The following is a 283-nucleotide window of genomic DNA, read 5'->3' on the forward strand; positions in this document are numbered from 1 at the left end:
GAGCGAGGTGCTCGCGGACGCGGGACGGCGGAAGGACGTCACCACCGGCGAGCACCTGGCGGACACCGGCAAGCGCAACGGGCTGAGTGGCAACCATCTGCTCGAAGAGAGCAGCGGTGAGCCAGAGCGAGGTGATGCCCTCGCGGACGAGCAGAGAGCCCAACTCCTCGAGTGAAAGGGAGTGAGGAGGAGCGAGGACGAGCTTGGAGCCGTGGAGGAGGGCGCCCCAGATTTCGAGGGTGGAGGCGTCGAAGGCGACGGGAGCGGCGTGGAGCCAGACGTC

Annotated in this window: 1 protein-coding gene; it reads right to left on the bottom strand. The window is 68.2% G+C overall.

The genetic code is table 11. The features are described from left to right. Positions 1-283: AMP-binding protein (locus G4D83_RS45400; RefSeq protein WP_163871192.1), on the bottom strand; the 283-nt coding region annotated here is incomplete at both ends.

Origin of the sequence: Myxococcus eversor, from assembly GCF_010894455.1 — a bacterium.
Classification (GTDB): Bacteria; Myxococcota; Myxococcia; order Myxococcales; family Myxococcaceae; genus Myxococcus; species Myxococcus eversor.